Source organism: Streptomyces sp. 549, from assembly GCF_030124175.1.
GTDB lineage: Bacteria > Actinomycetota > Actinomycetes > Streptomycetales > Streptomycetaceae > Streptomyces.
Map to the genome: position 1 here is coordinate 372497 of NZ_JASKMT010000002.1, position 21787 is coordinate 394283.

The following is a 21787-nucleotide window of genomic DNA, read 5'->3' on the forward strand; positions in this document are numbered from 1 at the left end:
GCGTGCCCCGGCGCTGCGCCGGGGCACGCCGGCCGAAGCGGAGCCAACGGTCCGGTTCCGCCGTCTAGTTCTCCGGAAGGAGGACGCCAGGGCACTGATCGTGCGACGCTGGGGCTGACGTATATGCGGGACGGGAGGGAAGCCGTCTGATGTACCGGTCCTGGAGCAGGGGCCCCGGTGCTGTGAGCATCCAGGGCCCCGTCCTTGTGCGCCCCCCTTCGGTCGCGGCCCGGAGCCCCGAGCTCCCAGGGCCGCCGCCCTACGGCGACCGCCTCCCCGTGTGCTTCCCAGTGGCGAGCGCCCCTGCGGTGAGCGGTGCCGCCCTCCCGCCCGCTGTCTCCCCGCGCCGAAGACGGTCAACCGCGCACCGGTGTCACTCGAACGGGGGGTGTTGCCGCGTCGGGGGCTCTTTTCGAACCCGCATTCGATAGCGTGTCGGGTGTTGTGGTGGGTGCAGCGGGCAGGAGGGGGATGGGGGTGCCAAGGCGAATGGTGCGACGCATCGATGTCACCGGCAGGGGCGGAGTGCGCCTGGCTGCCTGGGAGTTCACCGATCCTCCGAAGGAACAGCCCGAGGTCGGGCGCCGGTCCGGCGCGCCCTCGGGGCAACGGCCTGGCAGCGGCGTCCTGTTACTGCACGGCCTGATGGGCCGGGCCTCGCACTGGGCGACCACCGCCCGCTGGCTGTCCGGCAGTTACCGCGCGGTCTGCCTGGACCAGCGCGGCCACGGTCGCAGCGACAAGCCCTCCGAAGGACCCTTCGACCGCGAGTCGTTCGTCGCCGACGCGGAGGCCGCGATCGAGCAGCTGGGTCTGGGACCGGTCGCGCTCATCGGTCACTCCATGGGCGCGCTGACGGCCTGGCAGCTCGCCGCGAAGCGGCCCGACCTGGTGCGCTCCCTGGTGATCTGCGACATGCGCGCCTCCCCGCTGGGCGAGCAGTCGCAGCGGGAGTGGGAGCAGTGGTTCGAGCACTGGCCGCTGCCGTTCGCCACCCTCGCCGACGTGCGGCGCTGGTTCGGTGAGGAGGACCCGACGCTGGAGCGGCCCAACCCCTCCCGCGGCGACTTCTACGCCGAGGTGATGGCCGAGCGGTCCGACGGCTGGCGGCCGGTGTTCTCCCGCCGCCAGATGCTGCTGGCCCGCGAGACCTGGGTCTACGACGCGCACTGGGAGGAGCTGGCACAGGTGCGCTGCCCCGCGCTGGTGGTGCGCGGCGTGGACGGCGAACTGGGCCGGGCGGAGGCCCAGGAGATGGTCCGCGTGCTGCCGCGCGGCAGCTACGCGGAGGTCTCGGACGCCGGCCACCTCGTGCACTACGACCAGCCCGACGGCTGGCGGGTCGCCGTCGAGCCGTTCCTGCGCCGCACGATGGCGGCCGGCGACGAGGAGGGCGTCATCCCTTGCTGACGGCGGTGAGGATCTCCGGCAGCCGCCGGGCGGTGCGCGGCGCGGCCAGCTTGAGACCGGCCACGGCAACCAGCAGCCCGTAGCCGATGCCCACGGGCAGCACCGTCCACAGCATGCCGTGGCGGTCGTCCAGGTGCATCCAGACGGTGAGCGCCACCACCGGCAGGCACAGCAGCAGACCGGCCAGCAGGCCCAGGAGCAGGCTCATGTACGCCACCGAGCCCTGGCCCGGCACCACGTTCTTGTAGCCGCTGTCCTGCGGGATGGAGTACGGGAAGAGGGCCGAGGCGACGGCCCCGCCGCCGATCAGCACCCCGGCCAGTGCCAGGGCCAGGCCGAGCGCCGACGGCAGCTCGTCCCACTGCCCGAAGACGGCCGCGGAGCCCACGAGCACGACGACGGTGAACGGCACCACGACCACGGCCAGCGCCAGTGCCCTGGCGCGCAGCTCCAGGTAGGCGTCGCGGCTGGAGGAGATGGTGCCCGCCACCATCCAGAACGCCGACGAGTCCTGCCCGAACTGGTTGTACATCAGCAGGCCCAGCATGCCGGCCACCCAGCAGGCGTTGTACACCGAGCCGTTGCCCTGCACCGCGGTCACGAAGGGCAGCAGCACGCCGATGCCCAGCGACGTCGCCCAGGCCGCCTTGGTGCGCGGGTCCCGCCACGCGTACTGGAGGGTGCGCCGCAGGGCGGGGCCGGTCCGCCCGGCGGGCAGCAGGGCGCTGAGCCGGCCGCCGCCGGCCCGGCCGCGGTCGGCCTCCGGGGCCGGCTGGAGGGTGGAGGAGTCCGGCGCGGTCATCATTTTGGTGAGACCGGCGTGCCACCACCACAGCAGCGCCGCCAGCACACCCGCGGTCGCGGCCAGCAGCAGCGCCGCCAGCGCGTACGAGCCCTCCCCGGCGGCGCGCACCGCCTCGACGCCGGACGCCGGCGGCAGCCAGCGCAGCACGTCGGCGTAGGGCCGCAGCGCGGCCAGTCCGCCGCCCGCGCCGAGCTGCTGGGCGGCGAGGTTGACGAGTTGGATGCCGACGGCCAGGAACAGGCCGCTGAGCAGGGCCAGGTCGCGGCCCTTGCGGCTGGTCAGCAACCTGGCGTTGGCGGTGGCCAGGGCCCTGGAGAGCGCCACGCACACCAGCACCACCAGCGGCACCGCCACCACGGCGGCGGCCCAACCGGCGCCGTCCGCCACGGACACGGCCGCGCCGGTGGCGATGACCAGGGTGAACAGCGGTCCGAAGCCGACCAGTCCGGACACCAGCAGCGCGGTGAGCAGCGGGCGGGGCCGCAGCGGCAGCATGGCCAGCCGGCCCGGGTCCAGCGTCTCGTCGCCGCCGCCGGCGAACAGCGGCATCACCGCCCAGCCCAGGGTGAGCACCGCGACCAGCACGATGCCCAGGGCGGCGGCGTCGGGCCGCCCGCGCAGGGCGACCATGCCGAGCAGCACCAGCGCGGCGACGAGCAGCACCAGTACGCCGCTGACCACGAAGAGCGCGGTCCGACCGGAGGACTGCCGCAGGCCGTTGCGCAGCAGCGACCACTTGAGGCGGACGAAGACCCGCACGATCGGCGGCTGCACGTCCGAACGCGGCAGGGAGCCGGTGCCGAACCCCTCTGCACTGTTCGGTTGCACGGCGGCGGTCATCGGGCACCGCCGAGCCAGTCGAGGTCCGCTCCGGCGGTCCTGCCGTGGGCGCCGACCAGCTCCAGGAACGCCTCCTGGAGAGAGGCCGCCTCGCCCCGGACCTCGGCGAGCGGCCCGTGCGCGCGGATGCGTCCGGCGGACATCACCGCGACCCAGTCGCACAGCGACTCGACGAGTTCCATGACGTGGCTGGAGAAGACGACGGTCGCGCCGGAGCGGGTGTAGCGCTCCAGCACTCCGCGGATGGTCTGCGCGGACACCGGGTCGACGCCCTCGAACGGCTCGTCGAGGAAGAGCACCGAGGGGTTGTGCAGCAGGGCGACGGCCAGGCCGATCTTCTTGCGCATGCCGGTGGAGTAGTCGACGACCAGCTTGTGCTGGGAGCCCGACAGGTCGAGCACGTCGAGCAGCTGGCCGGACCGGCGCTCCACCTCGTCTGCCGGCAGTCCGCGCAGCAGGCCCATGTAGGTGAGCAGTTCGCGGCCGGTGAGTCGTTCGAAGAGGCGCAGCCCCTCGGGCAGCACACCGATGGTCGACTTCACCCGCACCGGGTCCTGCCACACGTCGTGGCCGCCGATGTGCACCGTGCCGGCGTCGGGCCTGAGCAGGCCGGTGACCATGGACAGTGTGGTGGTCTTGCCGGCGCCGTTGGGGCCGACCAGGCCGACGAAGCGCCCGGCGGGCAGTTCGAGGTCCACCCCGGCGACGGCGGCCTGCTCGCCGAACCGCTTCCACAACCCCTGGATGCGTACCGCCGGGACCTGCCCGCCGTGCTCTGCCTCGGTCGCCACCGGCTCTTCCCCTTCGCCGTCCGCTCGGGGCCGCCGCCTTCCGTACCGGAACGCCCGGACCCCCGTCCGGGCGACACGATACGGGCCGCCGGACGGGGGCGGGAGGTCGGCGTCGGTGGCGGTGCGGCCACGGCGGCGGGGTCAGACGGTGCGGGGGCCCGCCGCCTCCCGGCCGCACGCGTAGGCGAGCTGCGGCAGCAGCTCCTCGGCGTCCGGCAGCCAGCGGTTCGCCGCGGTGGGCTGGCGGGCCCACTGCACGGAGCCGCGCAGGCCCATGCGGGTGGGGGGCGCGGCGACCCAGTCGCCCTCGCCGTGGGCGAGGAGGTCGATGGACTCCGGCGCCCAGCCCTGCTTCCTGACCAGTCCGGGCACCTTGGGGGAGGCGCCGGGCAGCACGAAGAAGAGCATGCGTCCGAAGGGCGTGCAGGTGACCGGCCCGAGCGGCAGGCCCATGCGTTCCATGCGGGCCAGGGCGAGGCAGCCGGCGACGTCCGGCACGTCGACGGCGTCGAAGGTGCGTCCGGTCGGCAGCAGTACCGAGGCGGCCGGGTGCTCCTGCCACATCCGCCGGGCCGCGGTGGCACTGCCGGTGGCCAGTTGGGCCCAGTCCGCGTCCCTGGGGTGGGCGCCCGGCGACGGGCAGTCGATCACGCGGCAGGTGCACCGTGGGGTGCCGCCGTCCTCGCTGCCGGTCTCCAGCCAGGTGCCGGGAAACACGTCCCAGTGCCGCTCCTGTGCGTAGCGGACCGCGTGTTCGAGCAGTGTCTCCCCCCGCTGCTGAGGGATCGGGGGCGCTGCTGTGACTCCTGAGGTGACTCCGATGGTCTCTTCCACGCACTTCACAACTTCACGTACCACCAGGGGTTACGGCTCGGTGCCGCATCACCGAGGCGATACGTTCCGGCGCCGCCCGGCGGACGTGCGCCGAGCCGGGGCGCACGGTCGGTGCGCGCCGCTCAGGGGCGGGGCGCGGAGGCGGAGTGGCGGATTCCGCGGCGGGCCGTGCGCCCGGCTCACCGGGACCGGCCCGAGGGCGCACCGTTGCACAGGCGGGGGCGCGTGCCGCGGTGAGCGGCTGCGGATGGGTAGTCACCTCTGCGGAGTGATGCCGGAGTCCGCCGGGATTTTCCGCATATGCACTGGGCAGTGTTCTTCAACGTTCGTCAGCGTTCGTCAGCGTTCGTCAGCGTTCATCAGCGCGTTTCGCAAGCGACGCGATTCCGTCATCCCATCACGAGGGGGAGCCGCCCATGGCCGCCAGGCCGCTCGTAGCGAGGCAGCCGAACGAACGGCTGCAAGCACTCATCCAGGAGGCCGCCTGCTCCAACGCCGGACTGGCCCGCCGCGTCAACCTGGTCGGCGCCGAACACGGCCTCGACCTGCGCTACGACAAGACGTCGGTGGCGCGCTGGCTGCGCGGTCAGCAGCCGCGCGGCCGGGCGCCCGGCATCATCGCCGAGGCGCTGGGCCGCAAGCTCACGCGGGCCGTCACCATCGACGAGATCGGCATGGCCAACGGCAAGAACCTCGCCGCCGGTGTCGGGCTCCAGTTCGCACCCTCGGTGCCCGCCGCCGTCGAGCAGGTCAGCGAGCTGTGGCGGAGCGACGTCGGGCGCCGGGAGTTCCTCACCGGCCGCACGGTCGCCGCCTCCGCACTGGTCGAGCCCAGCCGCGACTGGCTGATCAGCGGCGCGGACCCGCAGGTCGCCAGGACGGCGGGCCCCCGGGTGGGCACCGCCGACGTCGAGGCGGTGCGCGCCACCACCGCCGCGCTGTCGGAGCTGGACCACCGCTTCGGCAGCGGCCATGTGCGGCCGGTGGTGGTGCACTACCTCAACAGCGTGGTCTCCGGCCTGCTCGCCGGCTCCTACCGGGAGGCGGTCGGCCGCGACCTGTTCGCGGCCGTCGCCCGGCTCACCGAGCTGGCCGGCTACATGGCCGTCGACACCGGTCAGCCCGGCCTGGCCCAGCGCTACTACATCCAGGCGCTGCGCCTGTCCCAGGCCGCGGGGGACCGCGGATACGGCGGCTACGTGCTCGCCGCGGGCATGAGCCACCTCGCCGGCCCGCTGGGCAACCCGCGCGAGATCACCCAACTCGCCAGGGCCGCCCAGGAGGGCACCCGCGGCCAGGTCACACCCCGCGTGGAGTCGATGTTCCTCGCGGCCGAAGCCCGCGGCCACGCCGTGCTCGGCGACGGCCGCGCCTGCCAGGTCGCCGCCGGCCAGGCCCTGGCCGCCTTCGAGCGGGCCGAGTCGGCGACGGACGCGGGCGACGATCCGCCGTGGATCGCGCACTTCGACTCCGCCTACCTCGCGGACGAGCTGGCGCACTCCCATCGCGACCTGGGGCAGCCGGTGCCCGCCGCCCGGCGGGCAGAGGAGGCGCTCGCCCAGCTCGACGAGCGCCGCGCCAGACGCCGGGCGATCGGCTTGCTGCTGCTCGCCGACGCGCAGGTGCAGCAGCGGGAGATCGACCGCGCCTGCCACACCGGGGGCCGGGCGGTGGAACTGCTGAGCGGTCTGCGGTCGGAGCGCGGCCAGGAGTACCTGGACGCCTTCCGGCAGCGTCTGGAGCCTTTCGAACAGGAGCCGGTGGTACGCGAGTTCACCAGCCGCTCCCGGATGGAGGCCGCCGCGTAACCGGGCGGGTGCGGGCGGTGGCCCGGGGTGTCCGGGGGCCGGTGGCGCCGCGGCGTAACCGGGCCACCGGACCGGTGCGTCCGCACGCCGGGCGGACCGGCTGGTAACCGGGGCGCTCGTGGTCGGGTGCGCTCGGGACCCGGTAGCGTTGCCGACGGTCTGTAAGTCGGATGAACGCCCGCACCAACAAGGAGCCCCGGTGACAGCGCACAGCGGACAGGGCGACGAGCCGCGCGAGGGAATCGTGCTGCCGTCGAACGGTGAGCCGTGGTTCCCGGGGCGGCAGGAGACGCCGCCGGTGTCACCTCCGGCCGGGCAGCCGTGGGACCGGCCCTGGGGCCCGGCCGCCGACGAGGCCTCCGACGCGGCGCAGGGCCCGGGAGCGCCGGGCGCCGGTACGCCGGTGCCGCCGCGGCCTCCGCACGCCCCGCCGCACCAGCCGCCCGCGCCGCAGACTCCGCCCGCCCCGACCGCCGGACCGCTGCCCGACTACGCGTCACCGGACCACCAGCCGAACGCTCCCTCCGCCTACGGTGGTTCGCCGTCGGCCGCGGAGGAGACGCAGATGCTGCCCCCGCAGCCCTCCGACCCCGGCACCGCGGCCCCCGGCCAGGGCGCGTACGGCCAGAGCGGCTACGGCCAGAGCGGCTACGGCCGGGGCGGCTACGGCCAGGACGGGTACGGCCAGGACGGGTACGGCGGCCAAGGCGGCTACGGCGGCCAGAGCGGAAGCTACGGCGGTCAGGCCCGTCACGGCCAGGACCAGTTCCACCAGAACCCGTACCGCCAGGACGAGTACCAGCAGGACCAGTTCACGTCGGGCGGCCACGGCGGCCACACCGTCCACAGCGACAGCGGCTACGGGCAGGGCGGTCACCGGCAGGGGGGCCACGGCCGTCACTCAGCTGACGCGTATCCGCAGGCCGCACCGCCGGGGGAGTTCGGGCCGCCGCCCGCGGACGCCGACGCCACCCAGCTCATCCCGCCGCAGGGCGCGGCGGACGCCGACGCGACACAGCTCATCCCGCCGCAGGGCGCCGCGGACGCCGACGCCACCCAGTTCATCCCGCCCTACGCCGACGGCCCCGCCGCCCCGGCCGGGCCCGAGGCGGCACGCCGTCCGCTGCCGCCGGAGGCCCCGGCGGGCGGCCCGCCGGAGTCGGCGGGGTCCGCGTACAGCGGCGCCGACTCCGCCGACCTCCCGGCCGGCCCCGCCTACGGAATGCGGCCCGGCACGCCGGGGGAGCGCCCGCCGCCCGCCGAGTTCGACAACCTGTTCCGTCCGGACCCCGGCGCCGGGGCAGGCGGCGGAGCAGCGAGCTCCACCCAGCAGCTGCCGCAGATCGGCGAGGCCGTCTCCCGGCCCCGCCCGGCCGGAAGGGGCGGCCCCGGCGGTCCAGCCGGGGAGAGGCCGCAGCCGACGTCCCGGGGGCGCGGGCGCCCGTCAGGCGAGCGCAAGAAGCCGAGCCCGGTGCTGCTGGGCGGCCTCGGGGTGCTCGGCATCGTGGTGGCCGGACTGATCGGCGGGGCCGCGCTGGGCGGTGGCGACGACAGCTCCGGCGACGGAACCCCCGCCGCCCGGACCGGGGAGCCAAGTGCGGCCCCGGAGGAGCAGGAGGAGCAGGAGGAGACCGAGGCGCCCGTCGATCCGGTGGAGGAGCAGGCCAAGGCGCTGGACACTCTGCTGGCGGACAGCAACAACAGCCGCGAGGCGGTGATCCGCTCGGTGGAGAGCATCCGCAAGTGCGAGAACCTCGGCACCGCAGCCAAGGACCTCCGGGACGCCGCCGACCAGCGCAACGACCTGGTGACCCGGCTCGGCGAACTCGACATCGCCCAGCTGCCCGACCACAGGAAGCTGGCCGCGGAGCTGACCAAGGCGTGGAAGGCGTCGGCGGCCGCGGACGACCACTACGCGGACTGGGCCGAGCAGGTCGACTCGCCCAAGGGCTGCCGAGGCGGCCAGGCCCGCAGCACCAAGGCCCAGGCCCGCGGCAACCGGGCGAGCGGGGAGGCGACGGCCGCCAAGCAGAAGGCGGCCGACCTGTGGAACCCCGTCGCCCGCAAGTACGACCTCGACGAGCGGCAGCCCACCCAGCTGTGACGGCTGCGCCCGGCGGTGGCGGCATGCCACCGCCGGGCGGTGCCGGGCGTCCGGGCGGACCCAGGTGGAACCCGGGGGGCACCGGGCGGCACCGGGGAGCGGTCAGTTGCCGGCGATGGCGCGTTCCAGGGTGGGCCCGATGTCCACCGGGTCGCGGCGCGTGGTGATCAACTCGCCCTGCTCGACCCGCTGGAAGCTGACCATGGAGTTGACCAGCCGCGGGTAGGACCGGGCGGCGAGCAGGTCCTCGTAGCGCCAGCCGAGGTCCGGGGTGAGCCCGCCGGTGGTGAGCGGCGGGCTGGTGTCCAGGGCGCGCTGCAGCGTGCGGGGCGTGACCGGGCGGCCTTCCAGCGACTCCAGCGTGGCCCGCAGCACCGTGTACGCGACCCAGGTGGTCTGCACGCCGGGATCGGCCGCGTCGATGCGGTTGTCGCCGAACGCGTGCTCCTGGATGACCTGCTTCATCTCGTCCCAGACCGGTTCCCGGGAGGGCGGGTACCAGGCCGTGACGAAGCTGCCCTCCAGGATGCCCTTGCCGCCGCCGGTGCGGTCCACCAGCGACTGCTGCACGCTGCCCAGCACCGATGCGAAGCCCACCTCGGGGCCGCCGGCGCCGGCACGGGCGAAGGAGTCGAGGAACGCACCGGTGCGTCCGCCGAGGGCGGCGCTCACGCAGGCGGCCCGCGTCTCGTCGCGACCCGCGCCGCCACCCGTCCCACCGCCCGTGCCGCTGCCGTCGCCCGTGCCGTCACCGCCCGTCCCGCTGCCGGGTGCGAGGGGCGTTCCGGGGGTGTCGCCGCGGGCGCCGCGGATCGCCTGCTCGGCTTCCTCGCCGTAGTTCGCGGCGTCCTCGGGCACGCGCACGTCGGCGGCGGGGCTGCGGCGGCCGGTCGCAAGCCCGGCGTTGAAGAGTTCGGGCAGCTCGTCACCGGCGAGCGTGTCGGGCCGTACCAGCGCGACCCGCTCGCACACCTCCGACAACTGCTGCCCGCTGCCGGCCAGCAGCGCCGGCTGGCCCCCGTTGACCGGATACGACAGCGGGCTGGTGAACTCCTCCTCGGTGACGCCGTAGCCGCCCAGGTAGGGGATGCCGTCCGCCTCCAGCGACGCCATGAAGACCTGGCTGTGCTGGCTGTAGGAGCCGACGACGGCGACGGCGCCCTCCTCGCGGGCCCGCCGCGCGCAGCGGGCGGCGAGCACGCTCTCGTTGCCCTCGTTGCAGGTGACGACGCGCAGCTCGCGGCCGTTGACGCCGCCCTCGGCGTTGACCCAGCGGGCGAAGGCCTTGGCCACGGCGGTCACGCCCGGCATGTTGGTCGCCCGGGTCTTCACCGGCGCCCAGGTCATGACGGTGATCGGCCCGGAGTCGGTGGAGCCGCCGGTCAGCGTGCCGCAGCCGGACAGCAGCCCGGCACCGAGGGCGGCGGCGGTCAGCGCGGCGGCGAGCGGGCGGAGGCGGGTACGGCGCCATACGGTCATGTCCACACACCCTGCCGCCGCAGCCGCAACGGGTCAGTGACGAACCCCCAACAGTGGGTGACAGGAGGATGAACAGCGGCCCGGGACGTGCCCGCGCGGCAGGGGAACGTACGATCGACAACCGTGCAAGCTCAGGAGAGGTCTTCCCGTCGCGGCGGTCGGTCCAGCACCATGGACGGTATGCCGGTCAATGACATGCCCTGGTGGCGCTGGCGCAGCAACGTGCGCTCGGCGCTGCACATGCTCTCCGACCCCGCCTTCCAGCAGGAGTGCTGGCTCGCGGGGCGTCCAGGCTACGGGGACGTGACGGACGCCGTCTACCGCCTGGTCGAGGACACGTGGCTGGACAACTGGTCCGCCGAGAAGTACGTCGGGACCGTGTTCCGCGACGCGCAGGAGGCGGCGCTCGTCGACGCCGCCGTGCTGCAGGTGCTGCGCATCATGCACCAGGTCGGCGCGGACGCTCCCGTCGCGTCCTACCTGGAGCATCCGTCCTGGCCGGAAGCGGTGCGGGCGGCGAGGGAGGCGCACGTGCTGCTCGCCGCCAACGACGGGCACAACCCGGACGAGCCGCCCACCTCGCTGGACGTGCTGGCCATCATGCTGCGCGCGGTCTGAGCCCGCGTGCCGATGTGCCACCCTGGTGCGCATGAGTTCGCCGTCGCCCACCGCCGCTGACCAGTACGTACTGACGCTGTCCTGCCCGGACAAACAGGGCATCGTGCACGCGGTGTCCAGCTATCTGTTCATGACCGGCTGCAACATCGAGGACAGCCAGCAGTTCGGCGACCACGACACCGGCCTGTTCTTCATGCGCGTCCACTTCAGCGCCGAGTCCCCGGTGACGCTGGAGAAGCTGCGGGCCAGCTTCGCCGCCATCGGCGACTCCTTCCACATGAGCTGGCAGCTGCACCGGGCCGAGCAGAAGATGCGCGTGGTGCTCATGGTCAGCAGGTTCGGCCACTGCCTGAACGACCTGCTGTTCCGCGCCAGCATCGGCGCGCTGCCGGTGGAGGTCGCCGCGGTGGTCTCCAACCACCCCGACTTCGCCGAGCTGGCCGCCTCCTACGACGTGCCGTTCCGCCACATCCCGGTGACCCGGGAGACCAAGGCGCAGGCCGAGGCCGAGCTGCTGGCGCTGGTCGAGGACGAGGGCGTGGAACTCGTCGTGCTGGCCCGCTACATGCAGGTGCTCTCCGACGACCTGTGCAAGGCGCTGTCGGGCCGCATCATCAACATCCACCACTCGTTCCTGCCGAGCTTCAAGGGCGCCAAGCCCTACCACCAGGCGCACGCCCGCGGTGTGAAGCTGATCGGCGCCACCGCGCACTACGTGACCGCCGACCTCGACGAGGGCCCGATCATCGAGCAGGAGGTCGAGCGGGTCGGCCACCAGGTGACGCCGGAGCAGCTCGTCGCGATCGGCCGGGACGTCGAGTGCCAGGCACTGGCCCGCGCGGTGAAGTGGCACAGCGAGCACCGGGTGCTGCTCAACGGCAGCCGCACGGTCGTCTTCGACTGACCGGTTTCGACAGGCCGGTTTCGTCTGGCCGGTTTCGTCTGGCCGTCGACGACTGACCGTCTTCGACGGGCAACCGCCGCCCGGTCAGAGCCGGGAGAGTGAGGCGGTGGCGAGCAGCACGTCGCGGATGGCCTCCGGATCGCCCTCGGCACCGGCCGCGGCGTCCAGCGGCGGCACATGACCGGCCACGAGCTGGCAGAACTCCATGCCGTCGAGCGCGACATGGGCCACCGTGTGCTGCGGTGACGCGACCGTGCCCGGCGAGTCGAGCGGGATGTACCAGTGCCCGCCGCCGCTGCCCTCCACCTCCAGGTGCAGCGTCCGGGCGGGCGAGCCGGCCGCGGCCAGTCGTCGCGGCGGCGCCGCCAGTCCGGCCCGGCGGCGCCCGGCGAGGACCAGCGGCAGCATGCGGGCGGCCAGGTCGATGAGCTGCCGCAGGTGGTTGCCGCTGGGCAGCGCGTGCGGGTAGTCCACCGCGTCGGCGATGTCGCCGGCGTGCACCCAGCACTCGAAGGCCCGGTCCAGGAAGACGTCCCGCATCGGCAGCCCCAAGCCGGGGACCTCCCGGTCGGCGGCGCGGTCGCCGCCGAAGGACACCGTGCGGACCAGGGCGTGCGTCTGCTGCCGCCAGGGCGCCAGCAGCGTCCGGCCGTCGGGCACACCGGCCTGCCAGAAGGCCTCCGTCCTGGTCAGCGGGTCGAGCGCGGCGGCGGACGTGCCGAGCGGGTCGGGCAGCCCCAGGGCCGTGGCGACCATGCCGTCGACCGCCATGAGGTGCCCGATGACGCCGCCGACGCTGGTCGTGTGCTCCTGCTGCTGCCGGCCGTCGAACCAGCGCAGGCGCACCGGGGCCCGCCACTCCGCCTCCGCCATGTCGTGCAGCAGCGCGTCGAGACGGGCGGTCTCCGCGTCGTACGGCGCCGCCCACTCCGGTACCGGGATGCGGGCGGGGCGCCGGTCGAGGCAGCCGGCCAGCACCCGGGAGCGCAGCATCGGGTCCAGGTCGAGGCTGTCGCCGGTGTGGAGCAGCCCGACGGCGTCCCGCAGCCGCAGCGCCTCCTCCGCGCAGCTGGCGCAGTCGGTCAGGTGCGCCTCCAGCACCACCGCCTCCGCGGGCGAGCACGCCGACAGGGCCCAGGCGCCCAGCAGCGACTTCAGCAGCGAGTGGTCGTACCCGTCGGGACCGCCGGGACCGCCGGGTCCGCCCGGCCCGTCCGGGTCCTCGTACGAGAGCGGGTCACCTGGCGTGCGGCCACCATCCGGGCCGGGGCCGTCTTGCGGGGTGCTGCCGTCTCCCGGGGCATGCGGGTCCGGGTCGCGGTGGTGTGGGCCGGACGCGTTCTCGCCGTCCCGGCCGTCGGCCGGTCGCCCGTCATCCACCGCCTCCGCCCTGTCAGCCTCCGCCCTGTCCTCCTCCGCGCTGCCACTGCCCGCGGTGCGGGCCGACGTCTCCAGCGTCGCCTCGCGGGACTGCCGCTGCGTCCGCCCGGCGTCCGGTGTGCCGGGTTCCGGCGCGGGCCGCAGCGGCGCCCGGCCGGGTCCGGCGGGCGCCCGGTACGGGCCGGAACCGCGCGGTCCCTGACGCGGCAACGGGACCTGCGGGCGGCGGGCCGCCGGCGGGTTGTCGTCGCCCGCGGCGCGCGGCGGCGGTATGCGCGGCGGTCCCGCGGGCCCGTCCTCCGGGGAACGGCCGGGAAGGTGCGGGTCGTTCACTGCTGACCTCCGAGCCCTGCCGGTCCCAGTGGCGGCGGGGTGCCCTTTGTCGCGGTGGACAGCATCTGAAGCCCCAGCCGGAGCCGACGCCTCGCCTCGTCCTCGGTGACGCCCAGATGCTCGGCGGTCTGACGGTAGTCCCGCCGCTGTATGTACGCCAGTTCAAGGGCGGCGCGCAGCGGGGCGGGCATGGACGTCCTGATGTAGTCGGCGCGGGCCGCGACCGAGGCGGCGCGCACCTGCTCCTCCAGGTGCTCGGACGGGCCGTCCCCGGACTCCTGGCGGCGCCGCAGGGACTGCACCGCCAGCCGCTGCGCGACCGCGGCGATCCAGGACCGCATCGAACCCTCCTTGGGCTCGTAGGCTTCCGGGTTCTCCCAGACGTACCCGAAGACCTCCCGGGTGACGCGGTCCGCGGCGTGTTCGTCGTCGAGCACGCGGTGGGCCAGCCCGTGCACCAGCGAGGCGAACCGGTCGTACAGCTCGCCCAGCGCCGCTGCCTCGCCACGGGTCAGCCGCTGCTGCATCTTGCGGTCCCAGCGAGGTGGTGTGTCATGCCCCATCGTCCCGGCCCCCAGCCCTCTTCCTTCCTCGAATGTAGTGCGAAGAGCTGACAAGGTGCGCCCCTTTACGGCAATGTGCGCCCCCTGGACGACAGCACATCGTGGTGGATCGGTCACGGTGTGCGGACCGCACCTGCGGTAAATGAATCATTCGTGACGGATTCTGTCGATGCGTTACGCGGGTGTGACCGGATCTGTGGGGAGTTTGCACCTCACTTCGGCATAGGGTCGAGACAGAGGGGGGCCGTTTTGACCGTGGTCGGCGGGGCAGTCGAGACGGGAAGCAATAGTTCCGGTAGACCGAGCGAAGGGCTTCGACGCGTGTCATTGAGGGTGATGGAGGAGACACGGGGGGAGTGGTCCGTGCTGCGGGTCTCCGGCGAGATGGACCTCGTCACCTCCCCGGCGGTCCGGCAGCACATGCACGCGGCGGTGGCCGAGGGCCGGCACAGTGTGGTGCTCGACCTGTCGGAGGTCCTGTTCTGCGACTCCAGCGGAGTCGGCGTGCTCATCGCCTCCCGGCGCCTGATGCACTCCTGTGCCGGGCAACTGCGGCTGATCCTGCCCGCCAAGGGCGCCGTTGACGGCTCCCACGTCAACCGGGTGCTCGCCGCTCTCGGCGTGCGACGCCTCTTCGACTGCTACCCCGACCTCACCGCGGCCACCGACTGCGCCGCCCGCCCCCTCTCCGCCTGAGCGGCCGTCAGCGCGGCTCGGGCACGGGCAGTAGCCGCACCTCGGACGCCGGGAGCTTCGCCCACCAGTGGCCGTACCGGCTGTACACGGACGCCTCACGGCCGGCGAGCAGCGCCGTCAGCGACCGGGCCTCCGCCGCCAGCCCTGCCCAGTCGGCGGGCGTGAGGGCGTGGAAGGCGGACGCCTCGACGCCGCCGTCCACCGGCCGCCACACACCGGCGACCCGGCCGTCCACCAGCAGGGTCGGCAGCACGTCGCCGTTGTTGCGGATCACCATCGTCCGGTAGGCCGGGGGAATCACCCGGCTGCGGTCGGCGTGGGCCAGCAGCACGCTGTCCCACATGCCCAGCAGCCGCGGCGGCGCAGGGGTGTCCTCCGGCGGCCGGGCGGCACCGGGCAGGTCGAACAGCGTCACTCCGTCCGGTCCGGAAAGCTGCTCGACGGCGTCCCCCAGGGAACCCAGGGCCGCCCGCACCGGCGCCCGCCGCACCATGGCGAACTGCGCCACGTCCGCCACCGACGCGGGCCCGAACCCGGCCAGGTAGCGCACCACCAGGCTGCGCAGCGCCTCGGGATCACCCTCCCGGCCCGCCGGCACCGGACCGGACCCGGACGCGACGAACGAGGGCCGCACACCGAACGACCACGGCGCGTCCCCCGGGGCGTGATGCAGCGGCGCGTACGCCCGCAGTCCCCACCACGCGCCGTCGCGCCGCTCGGCGTCGAGCCGCTGCTCGACCCAGGCCCGCATCTCGGCCGCGGTGCGCGGCCGGTCGGCGAAGGCCAGCACCTCCGGCACGAGTTCCGCCGCGTCCGCCGGGGTCAGGCCCGCGGCGGCGAAGCGCTGACCGAGCCGTGAGGCGTACAGCGTCGGCTGCATCGCCGCGCGGAACACGTCGTAGTCCTCCGCGTGCACGGCGTGCAGCGTGATGCGCATCAGCGTCGCCTTGACGACGGACCGCCGGGCGAAGGCGTCGTCCAACTCCTTCGGAGTGAAGCCCGCAAGCCGGTTCCACAGGGCGAGATACGGTGACGCCGGATGCTGCGCCTGGAGCGCGACCACCTGCCGCACGCCGTCCAGGACACTCAACGATTGGCGTCGCAGTAGCAGTTGACGACTGAGAGTCGCCCGGTTGAGCCCCTGCACGGTGATGTCCATGACGCAGCATTCTGCCGTTCCGGCTTCCGCGCGGCGGTGCCCGCACCCGGTGGGAGCCGCCGGCCACGCCCGCGCCGCCCTTTTGCACCCTGTGTTCGGAGTGTGAATCAGTGCGGGTTTCGGCAGGCCCGGACCGTTAGCAGGGCGTACGCACAAGCTCCGGGCCGCTGCCGCACACGGCAGGTCGTGCCGCGGCCCCGCCACGCACCCGAGGGACATCCATGCCCATGTCCACGCCCGTCACTCCCCACGACCGCGACCTCGTCTCCGGATGGTCGCGGTCGGCCGACGCCGTCGGCACCGCCCTGTGCGGCACGTTCGCCGTCGCCATGGCGGCCAGCGCGGTCGAAGCCGCTCTGGCCCCCGCCTGGACCGCGCACACCTGGCCCGTGCCGTGGCTCGTCACCGCCGCCCTGGTGCTCCTGTGGGTGCCGCTGCGCTACCTCGACAAGCTGGCGGCAGGCACCGAGCCCTACCTGCCGGCCGCCCGCTGCGTACCGCTCCCCGTGCCCCAGCCAGGCCCCGGCCCCGACGCGGACCCCGGGCCCCTGTGGCACGCAGCCCGCTGACGTCGGGCGCCTGAGGTCGGGCGTCTGACGTCGGGGCCGATGCCGGGGCCGATGCCGGGGCAGCGTCAGCGGACGACGTCGAACACGTTCTTCTGGATGCCGTTGCCGTAGACCTCGTGCTCGACCAGCTCCAGCTTGCGGGTGTCCACGTCCGACTCGCTGAACAGGCGCTTGCCGGCGCCGAGTAGCAGCGGGAAGACGAGCAGGTGGTAGCGATCGATCAGGCCGGCGTCGGAGAGACCCCGGTTGAGGGCGGCGCTGCCGTGCACGATGACCGGGCCGCCCTCGGTCTGCTTCAGCGCGGCGACCTCGTCCAGTGAGCGCAGGATCGTCGTGTCGCCCCAGTCCGTCACCAGGGCGTCCTCGGTGAGGGTGGAGGAGACGACGTACTTCGGCATGGCCTTGTAGCCGGTGAACTCCTCCATGCCCGGCCACACCGGGCTGAACGCCTCGTAACTGACCCGGCCCAGCAGCAGCGCGGCGGACTCGCGCTGCTCCCGGTCCTTGATCTCGTACGCCTCGGGCAGGAACTCCACGTCCTTGAAGGTCCAGCCCGAGTTCCGGTATCCGGGCTCGCCGCCCGGGGCCTCCACGACGCCGTCGAGCGAGACGAAGGCGGTGCTGATCAGAGTGCGCATCTGGTGTCTCCCGGGGGTGTGTCTGGTGGTGGGACGGGGTGTCGGTACGTCGATGGGCGGCCGGTGTACCTGCTGCTGTCGCGGCTTCGGCTTTGCGGCAGCAGTAGTACACCTGCCACCACTGACAGACCGGACGACGCGGCGGAACTCATCGTTTCGGGCGAAGAGGCCTGCATCGCGTCGGCCGTCACGGCTCACCGGTGTCACGGCTCACCGTCGTCACGGCCGCCGGTGTCACGGCCTCCGGTCTCACGGCCTCCGGTCGCGGCGCGGCCGAGCAGGTGGCAGGCGAACGCGACACCTCCGGCGAAGGACGCCCCGGCCGCCAGCAGCGTCCAGAACATCACCCGGCGCCGGGGACGGCCGTTCCGTCCCGCAACTCGAACCAGACGCTCTTGCCCGTGGGCTCCGGCTGCCCGTGCCAGGTGACGCCCCAGGCCGAGGCGAGAACGTCCAGCAGGGGCAGGCCCCGGCCGCACTCCTGCTCCCCGCCCACCGGGCGCAGGCGCGGCGCGAGGCGCGGCTCGCCGTCCCGGACTGCCACCCACAGACCGTCCCGGCGGACGGCGGCCACCAGGGTCAGCGCGGGCACCCGGGTGTGCAGGTGCACGTTGGCGACGACCTCGGAGACGAGCAGCCGCGCCACGTCCACCAGCTGCGGGTGCCCGGTCGCCCGCAGCAGTGAAGCGACTATGTCGCGGCCGACCTTCGCCGTCTCGGGGACGTTCGGGGCGCACATGCGGTACGAGCCGACGGTCGGCTCGGCGATGGCGAGTTCGGTGATGGCGGTCAAGTTCCCTCCCGGCGAGAGGCGCCACCGTGGCCCGGCCGCCTGGTCAGGGGCGGCTGCTCTGCGGTTTCACTGGCGCGCTGTAGCGGTACGAGCACCGACTGTAGAGCATGCGGATGCACATGTGCATCCATCTCATTGAATTCGTGCATCATTTGGGAAGCGGGGGTCGCACCCACCAGACTTGGCGCGGAGTTGAGGAGGGGTGGATGCCAGCGAGGGCGGTTCCGTCTGCCAGGCAGCGACGACTGGGTGTCGAGTTGCGGAAGATGCGCGAGAGCGCCGGGTTGTCCGTCTCTCAGGCCGCATCGGGGCTGGGTGTGGACCGCACCCGCATCAGCAACATCGAGGCCGGACGGGTTGGGATCAGCGGGGAGCGTGTCGAAGCCTTCGCGAGCCTCTACGACTGCTCGGATCGGGACTACGTGTGCGCTCTCGCGGGCATGGCGGCCGAGAGGCGGCGAGGCTGGTGGGAGGAGTACCGGGAGACGATGGCGGTCGGCGCCCTCGACCTCGCCGAACTCGAGCACCATGCGGTGGGGCTGCGGGCGGTGCAGATGATGCACATTCCGGGTCTGCTCCAGACCGAGGCCTACGCACGGGCTGTGTTTGCCACTGCTGTTCCGGAGCCCACCCCGGTTGAACTGCGCCGCCGGCTCTCGCACCGGATGCGGCGTCGTGACGTGCTCGACCGGGTTCAGCCACCCGACTGCACGTTCCTCCTTCATGAGGCCGCACTGCGCCTGGAGTTCGGCGGCTCCAGTGTCATGCGATCGCAACTGCGATACGTGCTGGACGAGTCGGAGCGTGACAACGTGACGCTGCGTGTCATTCCGTTCTGCTCGGGAGGCTTTCCCAACGCGGGCAACTCCACCCTCTACGCGGAGGGGCCGGTGCCGCAGCTCGACACCGTGCAACTCGATGTGGCCAATGGTGTCGCCCTGCTGGACGCCGTCTCGGTACTGGCCAAGTATCGAGCGATCATCAGTCGGACTGCGGAGTTGAGCCTCTCGTCTGCCGCCTCCCGTGACTTCATCCGGGAAGTGGTTCGCGAAGGCTGAATCGAAGGGGAAACCAGCATGAAGTGGCAGAAGTCGTCTTACTCGACCGATGCGGAAGGCTCCAACTGCATAGAACTCGCCGCGGACCGCAGTGAGGTCCGGCTGCGGGAGAGCGAGCGGCCGGATGTCGTACTGGTGGCCGGTCGGGGCGGGCTGGCCGCGCTTCTCGGCGCGGTGAAGGGGGGCCTGCTCGACGAGCTGTGAAGCGGTCGCGGCGGAGCGTGACCTGCGGTGCAGTCGATGCACGCTCGTGACTGATCGCCCGGCGCCGAGCGGCGAAGCCTCGGGTACGCTCCGTCGAATGCGACAGGTACCCCGGCCCCGAGTCCCCGAGCGGCGACGTTCGAGTAAGCGGGTTCGTCGTCGCACAGTATGCGAGGCGCCTACTCCTTTGCGCCGGAATATGCCCGAAGTGCTTGTTCGCGCAACAGCTTGTCCATCAGGCTGTGTTACTCCGGTGTCACTTTCCGTGACCCCGTCGGTCTTGGTGGTGTGAGCGGTGCAGGTGCTGCAGGTGCAACTGGAGATCGGGCCTGACCCGATGGAGGTCGGCCGCGCCCGACGATGGGCGCGGTCCCGACTGGCGGGTTCCGGGATCAGTGCCGACGGGCAGTTGGGCGAGACGCTGATCCTGCTCATCTCCGAGTTGGTGACCAACGCCGTCGTGCACGCCGGTTGCCCCGCGGTGCTGCGCATGCTGCTCCCCGAGCGGCACGTTCCCGGTGCGGTCAGGGTGGAGGTGGCCGACACCAGCAGCAAGGCGCCCTGCCGCAGGCAGGCCGGTGGCGGCGACACCGGCGGGCGCGGGCTGGAGCTGGTCGACGGGCTCGCGGACCGCTGGGGCTGGCAGCCGGAGGGTCAGGGCAAGCGCATCTGGTGCGAGCTGGACCGGGCCGAGAACGGGCCGGTGGCGGACGTGGTGCCGGCCGGGGGCGCGGCTCACCCGTGTGCGCGGACAAATCGGCCTTAACGGGCAAAGCTCAGGCCAGGTGTTGACGAACGGTGTCCGTTTGATCACCCTGGTCTGGAGCGATTCGTCGTGAGGGGACGTCGAGGGCTGTGGACGGCGTCCACAGCCCTCGACGAGAGCGGATCGTCCGTCCGGTCCCGGCGTACCCTGCCGGGGAGTGACAGGGCCCGGACGACGAGAGCCGGGTGGCGGTCCGCGATGCGTGCTCGGGGCGTGCAGCGCCCCGCCCCCGGCCCGTCGGGCCCCGTCCCACCGGTCTCACCTGTTTCCGCCAGGCCACTCAGGTGTCTGGCGCTGCGATCGTTCATGGCCCGTCCCTGCCCCGGTTCGGCGGATCTGCGGGGCGGTCTCACGGGGAGTCGTCCCACGATCGGTCGGCAACGCCAGGGCAGCCCCAAGGAAGAAGCCCCAAGGAAGAAGAAGGACGGCTGATCAGAAGTTGCCGGGCGGCAGCGGGAGAGGTAGTCCGGGCAGGCCGTCGATGCTCTGTGCGATGTGGTCCTTCTTGGCGAAGTACGCGCTCAGCGAGGCGTCGTCCTCACGCGCGAAGCGTTTGCCGTGCAGGTCGCGATCTTCGTCGTACGACATGAAGGGCACGCCGTATCCGCAGGAGTCGCGGATGAGTTCGGCCGTCACCACGATGATCGCGCGCAGCCCGTGCAGGGCCGGGTCGATGCTCGGAAAGTGTGCGAGCAGATCCTCGAAGCGCGGGTCGTCACGGAAGACGGGCTCGCCTCGGCCGTGCACCCGAACGATGTTGGGTGGCCCCTGGAAGGCGCACCACATCAGCGTGATCCGTCCGTTCTCCCGCAGGTGCGCGATGGTCTCGGCGGTGCTGCCGGCGAAGTCGAGGTAGGCGACCTGCTTCCCGTCCAGTACCGCGAAGGAGCCCTTGAGGCCCTTGGGGGAGAGGTTGACCGTGCCCTCGCCGGCCAGCGGGGCGGTCGCGGTGAAGAACATCGGCTGCTGCTCTATGAAGGTGCGCAGTCGGCCGTCGATGTGTTCGTAACTCTTTCCCATGTTCGGCATTATGCTGGGATGTCGCCCGTGCCGCGGAAGGTGCGGCGGTATGCCGCCGGGGAGACCCCGAGCGCGGCCTGGAAGTGCTGCCGCAGGGAGGTGCCGGTGCCGAACCCGGCGTCTGCGGCGACGCGGTCCACGGTCAGGTCGGTGGTCTCCAGCAGTTCCCGCGCCCGGTCCACCCGTTGGAGCGCGAGCCAGCGCATCGGGGTGAGGCCTGTCTCCTCGCGGAAGCGGCGGTTGAACGTGCGCACGCTCATCGTCTCCCGGGCGGCCAACTCGCCCAGCGTCAGCGGCCGGTCGAGGTGCCGCAGCGCCCAGGCGCGGGCCTGCCCGGTCGCGCCGACGCCCGGCGCGGCGACCGGGCGCCGGACGAACTGGGCCTGACCGCCCTCCCGGTGCGGCGGCACCACGGTCGCGCGGGCCACGTCGGCGGCGACGGCGGCGCCGTGGTCGCGCCGGATCAGGTGCAGGCACAGGTCGATGCCGGACGCCTCACCGGCCGAGGTCAACACGTCGCCCTCGTCCACGTACAGCACGTCCGGGTCCAGTCGCACGGCCGGGAACAGGCGGCGGAACAGGTCGGCGGACTTCCAGTGGGTGGTGGCCCTTCGGCCGTCCAGCAGTCCGGCGGCGGCCAGGACGAAGGCGCCGGTGCAGATCGACGCGACGCGGGTGCCCGGACGGATGCGGGCCAGGGCCGCCGCGAGGTCGGCGGGCAGGAGGCCGGTGCTGTCGGTGGCGCCGGGGTCGTGGGTGGCGGGTACGAGCACGGTGACGGCCGTGTCGAGCGCTTCCGGGCCGCGGCCGACGTCGATGGGGAAGTCGGCGTCCGTGCGGACCGGGCCGGGCGCAACCGCGCACGTGACCACCTCGTACAGCGCCCGCCCGTCCGCCCCGCGGGCCTGCCGGAACAGCTGGTGCGCCAGGCCCAGCTCCATCGGCATGACGCCGTGCCGCACGAGCACCGCCACCCGGTGCGGGCGCGGCGGTCCTGATGGCGAGGGCGGTCCCG

General features: G+C 73.2%; 22 protein-coding genes. 10 read left to right on the forward strand and 12 right to left on the reverse strand.

Going from position 1 to position 21787, the window contains the following annotated elements; all coding sequences use genetic code 11:
- The first annotated feature begins 489 nt into the window (after positions 1–489).
- The gene (locus QNO07_RS03780; RefSeq protein ID WP_283989974.1) at positions 490–1410 is read left to right on the forward strand and encodes an alpha/beta fold hydrolase; all 921 of its coding nucleotides are present in this window, start codon (positions 490–492) and stop codon (positions 1408–1410) included.
- Here QNO07_RS03780 and QNO07_RS03785 read toward each other — a convergent pair.
- The 3 genes from QNO07_RS03785 to QNO07_RS03795 all read right to left on the reverse strand — a co-directional run bounded on the left by QNO07_RS03785 (position 1397) and on the right by QNO07_RS03795 (position 4680).
- Positions 1397–3055: a transporter gene (locus QNO07_RS03785; RefSeq protein ID WP_283989975.1), complete on the reverse strand. Its 1659-nt coding sequence runs from the start codon at positions 3053–3055 to the stop codon at positions 1397–1399. The genes QNO07_RS03780 and QNO07_RS03785 overlap by 14 nt on opposite strands.
- Complete coding sequence (locus tag QNO07_RS03790) at positions 3052–3846, reverse strand: ABC transporter ATP-binding protein (protein ID WP_283989976.1); 795 nt, start codon at positions 3844–3846, stop codon at positions 3052–3054. The genes QNO07_RS03785 and QNO07_RS03790 overlap by 4 nt, the downstream gene beginning before the upstream one ends.
- A 141-nt stretch (positions 3847–3987) precedes the next feature.
- Complete coding sequence (locus QNO07_RS03795; protein WP_283989977.1) at positions 3988–4680, reverse strand: bifunctional DNA primase/polymerase; 693 nt, start codon at positions 4678–4680, stop codon at positions 3988–3990.
- Positions 4681–5096: 416 nt separating this feature from the next.
- Here QNO07_RS03795 and QNO07_RS03800 point away from each other — a divergent pair, with 416 nt between their 5' ends.
- Both QNO07_RS03800 and QNO07_RS03805 read left to right on the forward strand, forming a co-directional pair.
- The gene (locus QNO07_RS03800) at positions 5097–6488 is read left to right on the forward strand and encodes an NsdA family TPR-like regulatory protein (protein WP_283989978.1); all 1392 of its coding nucleotides are present in this window, start codon (positions 5097–5099) and stop codon (positions 6486–6488) included.
- A gap of 199 nt (positions 6489–6687) precedes the next feature.
- Complete coding sequence (locus QNO07_RS03805) at positions 6688–8592, forward strand: hypothetical protein (protein ID WP_283989979.1); 1905 nt, start codon at positions 6688–6690, stop codon at positions 8590–8592.
- A 102-nt stretch (positions 8593–8694) separates the two neighbouring features.
- Here QNO07_RS03805 and QNO07_RS03810 read toward each other — a convergent pair whose 3' ends face one another.
- The gene (locus QNO07_RS03810) at positions 8695–10071 is read right to left on the reverse strand and encodes an ABC transporter substrate-binding protein (RefSeq protein ID WP_283989980.1); all 1377 of its coding nucleotides are present in this window, start codon (positions 10069–10071) and stop codon (positions 8695–8697) included.
- Positions 10072–10242: 171 nt separating this feature from the next.
- On the opposite strand from QNO07_RS03810, the gene QNO07_RS03815 reads away from it, so the two are divergent.
- Together QNO07_RS03815 and purU are read left to right on the forward strand one after the other, a co-directional pair.
- Positions 10243–10689, forward strand: a complete 447-nt coding sequence (locus QNO07_RS03815; RefSeq protein WP_283989981.1) for an SCO4402 family protein — start codon at positions 10243–10245, stop codon at positions 10687–10689.
- Positions 10690–10720: 31 nt separating this feature from the next.
- On the forward strand, positions 10721–11593 hold the full coding sequence (gene purU, locus QNO07_RS03820; RefSeq protein WP_283989982.1) for a formyltetrahydrofolate deformylase: 873 nt from the start codon (positions 10721–10723) through the stop codon (positions 11591–11593).
- An 84-nt stretch (positions 11594–11677) separates the two neighbouring features.
- Here purU and QNO07_RS03825 read toward each other — a convergent pair whose 3' ends face one another.
- Both QNO07_RS03825 and QNO07_RS03830 read right to left on the reverse strand, forming a co-directional pair.
- Entirely contained in the window at positions 11678–12973 is a 1296-nt protein-coding gene (locus tag QNO07_RS03825; protein WP_502961772.1) for a zf-HC2 domain-containing protein, read from the reverse strand.
- 329 nt (positions 12974–13302) lie between these two features.
- Positions 13303–13869: an RNA polymerase sigma factor gene (locus tag QNO07_RS03830; RefSeq protein WP_283989985.1), complete on the reverse strand. Its 567-nt coding sequence runs from the start codon at positions 13867–13869 to the stop codon at positions 13303–13305.
- Positions 13870–14205: 336 nt separating this feature from the next.
- On the opposite strand from QNO07_RS03830, the gene QNO07_RS03835 reads away from it, so the two are divergent.
- Complete coding sequence (locus QNO07_RS03835; protein ID WP_283989986.1) at positions 14206–14565, forward strand: STAS domain-containing protein; 360 nt, start codon at positions 14206–14208, stop codon at positions 14563–14565.
- Between the two features lie 7 nt (positions 14566–14572).
- On the opposite strand, the gene QNO07_RS03840 is transcribed toward QNO07_RS03835, so the two are convergent.
- A complete protein-coding gene (locus tag QNO07_RS03840) occupies positions 14573–15724 on the reverse strand; it encodes a winged helix DNA-binding domain-containing protein (RefSeq protein WP_283989987.1) in 1152 nt (383 codons plus the stop codon).
- 227 nt (positions 15725–15951) lie between these two features.
- On the opposite strand from QNO07_RS03840, the gene QNO07_RS03845 reads away from it, so the two are divergent.
- Positions 15952–16293, forward strand: coding sequence for a hypothetical protein (locus QNO07_RS03845; RefSeq protein WP_283989988.1), 342 nt, complete (start codon positions 15952–15954; stop codon positions 16291–16293).
- Positions 16294–16358: 65 nt separating this feature from the next.
- On the opposite strand, the gene QNO07_RS03850 is transcribed toward QNO07_RS03845, so the two are convergent.
- From QNO07_RS03850 to QNO07_RS03860, 3 genes are all read right to left on the reverse strand, one after another.
- Entirely contained in the window at positions 16359–16931 is a 573-nt protein-coding gene (locus QNO07_RS03850; protein ID WP_283989989.1) for a dihydrofolate reductase family protein, read from the reverse strand.
- A 203-nt stretch (positions 16932–17134) separates the two neighbouring features.
- The gene (locus QNO07_RS03855; protein WP_283989990.1) at positions 17135–17275 is read right to left on the reverse strand and encodes a hypothetical protein; all 141 of its coding nucleotides are present in this window, start codon (positions 17273–17275) and stop codon (positions 17135–17137) included.
- Entirely contained in the window at positions 17275–17724 is a 450-nt protein-coding gene (locus tag QNO07_RS03860) for an ATP-binding protein (RefSeq protein WP_283989991.1), read from the reverse strand. Before QNO07_RS03860 ends, QNO07_RS03855 begins: the two co-directional genes overlap by 1 nt.
- Positions 17725–17930: 206 nt before the next feature.
- Between QNO07_RS03860 and QNO07_RS03865 the strand changes: the two genes are divergently transcribed.
- The 3 genes from QNO07_RS03865 (at position 17931) to QNO07_RS03875 (ending at position 19752) form a co-directional block, all read left to right on the forward strand.
- Entirely contained in the window at positions 17931–18782 is an 852-nt protein-coding gene (locus tag QNO07_RS03865; protein ID WP_283989992.1) for a helix-turn-helix domain-containing protein, read from the forward strand.
- 18 nt (positions 18783–18800) lie between these two features.
- Positions 18801–18986: a DUF397 domain-containing protein gene (locus QNO07_RS03870; protein ID WP_283989993.1), complete on the forward strand. Its 186-nt coding sequence runs from the start codon at positions 18801–18803 to the stop codon at positions 18984–18986.
- Between the two features lie 295 nt (positions 18987–19281).
- A complete protein-coding gene (locus tag QNO07_RS03875) occupies positions 19282–19752 on the forward strand; it encodes an ATP-binding protein (RefSeq protein WP_283989994.1) in 471 nt (156 codons plus the stop codon).
- A 432-nt stretch (positions 19753–20184) separates the two neighbouring features.
- Here QNO07_RS03875 and QNO07_RS03880 read toward each other — a convergent pair whose 3' ends face one another.
- Together QNO07_RS03880 and QNO07_RS03885 are read right to left on the reverse strand one after the other, a co-directional pair.
- A complete protein-coding gene (locus QNO07_RS03880; protein WP_283989995.1) occupies positions 20185–20772 on the reverse strand; it encodes a pyridoxamine 5'-phosphate oxidase family protein in 588 nt (195 codons plus the stop codon).
- An 8-nt stretch (positions 20773–20780) separates the two neighbouring features.
- Positions 20781–21719, reverse strand: a complete 939-nt coding sequence (locus QNO07_RS03885) for a GlxA family transcriptional regulator (RefSeq protein ID WP_502961773.1) — start codon at positions 21717–21719, stop codon at positions 20781–20783.
- Between the last annotated feature and the right edge of the window lie 68 nt (positions 21720–21787).

Excerpts from the sequence above, each read along its gene's own strand:
- QNO07_RS03780 (WP_283989974.1), top strand. The coding sequence starts at position 490 with ATGGTGCGACGCATCGATGTCACCGGCAGGGGCGGAGTGCGCCTGGCT.
- QNO07_RS03785 (WP_283989975.1), bottom strand. The coding sequence starts at position 3,055 with ATGACCGCCGCCGTGCAACCGAACAGTGCAGAGGGGTTCGGCACCGGC.
- QNO07_RS03800 (WP_283989978.1), top strand. The coding sequence starts at position 5,097 with ATGGCCGCCAGGCCGCTCGTAGCGAGGCAGCCGAACGAACGGCTGCAA.
- QNO07_RS03810 (WP_283989980.1), bottom strand. The coding sequence starts at position 10,071 with ATGACCGTATGGCGCCGTACCCGCCTCCGCCCGCTCGCCGCCGCGCTG.
- QNO07_RS03815 (WP_283989981.1), top strand. The coding sequence starts at position 10,243 with ATGGACGGTATGCCGGTCAATGACATGCCCTGGTGGCGCTGGCGCAGC.
- purU (WP_283989982.1), top strand. The coding sequence starts at position 10,721 with ATGAGTTCGCCGTCGCCCACCGCCGCTGACCAGTACGTACTGACGCTG.
- QNO07_RS03830 (WP_283989985.1), bottom strand. The coding sequence starts at position 13,869 with ATGGGGCATGACACACCACCTCGCTGGGACCGCAAGATGCAGCAGCGG.
- QNO07_RS03835 (WP_283989986.1), top strand. The coding sequence starts at position 14,206 with ATGGAGGAGACACGGGGGGAGTGGTCCGTGCTGCGGGTCTCCGGCGAG.
- QNO07_RS03840 (WP_283989987.1), bottom strand. The coding sequence starts at position 15,724 with ATGGACATCACCGTGCAGGGGCTCAACCGGGCGACTCTCAGTCGTCAA.
- QNO07_RS03845 (WP_283989988.1), top strand. The coding sequence starts at position 15,952 with ATGTCCACGCCCGTCACTCCCCACGACCGCGACCTCGTCTCCGGATGG.
- QNO07_RS03850 (WP_283989989.1), bottom strand. The coding sequence starts at position 16,931 with ATGCGCACTCTGATCAGCACCGCCTTCGTCTCGCTCGACGGCGTCGTG.
- QNO07_RS03855 (WP_283989990.1), bottom strand. The coding sequence starts at position 17,275 with ATGTTCTGGACGCTGCTGGCGGCCGGGGCGTCCTTCGCCGGAGGTGTC.
- QNO07_RS03865 (WP_283989992.1), top strand. The coding sequence starts at position 17,931 with ATGCCAGCGAGGGCGGTTCCGTCTGCCAGGCAGCGACGACTGGGTGTC.
- QNO07_RS03870 (WP_283989993.1), top strand. The coding sequence starts at position 18,801 with ATGAAGTGGCAGAAGTCGTCTTACTCGACCGATGCGGAAGGCTCCAAC.
- QNO07_RS03880 (WP_283989995.1), bottom strand. The coding sequence starts at position 20,772 with ATGGGAAAGAGTTACGAACACATCGACGGCCGACTGCGCACCTTCATA.
- QNO07_RS03885 (WP_502961773.1), bottom strand. The coding sequence starts at position 21,719 with ATGCCGATGGAGCTGGGCCTGGCGCACCAGCTGTTCCGGCAGGCCCGC.